Annotated in this window: 1 pseudogene; it reads left to right on the top strand. The window is 70.5% G+C overall.

Annotation, left to right across the window (positions count from 1 at the left end):
- Nucleotides 1-149: pseudogene (locus SB753_RS38845) on the top strand (serine acetyltransferase); the annotation flags it as partial.
- Nucleotides 150-258 lie beyond the last annotated feature (109 nt).

Raw genomic sequence — 258 nt, 5'->3', positions numbered from 1 at the left:
CGACCATTCTGGGGCGCGTGACGATCGGGCGCGGCTCGGTGATCGGCGGCAACGTGTGGCTCACGCATAGCGTGCCGCCGGGCAGCAGCGTGTCGCAGGGCAAGATCCGCGAAGGCGAGCGCGGGCGCAACGACGAAGGGCGGCGCTGATGCGTGGGCCCAGTTTCATCTGCGCAGGCGCCTGAGACGATGAAGCCGCGTGGGCGCGTCCAGATGCTGCGTTGCGCGCTCGGCGGCGTCGAAGCGACCGTCGCGCATA

Origin of the sequence: Paraburkholderia sp. SIMBA_053 (assembly GCF_046534895.1) — a bacterium.
GTDB lineage: Bacteria > Pseudomonadota > Gammaproteobacteria > Burkholderiales > Burkholderiaceae > Paraburkholderia > Paraburkholderia caledonica.
This window is presented reverse-complemented; position numbering and strand designations above follow the sequence as displayed.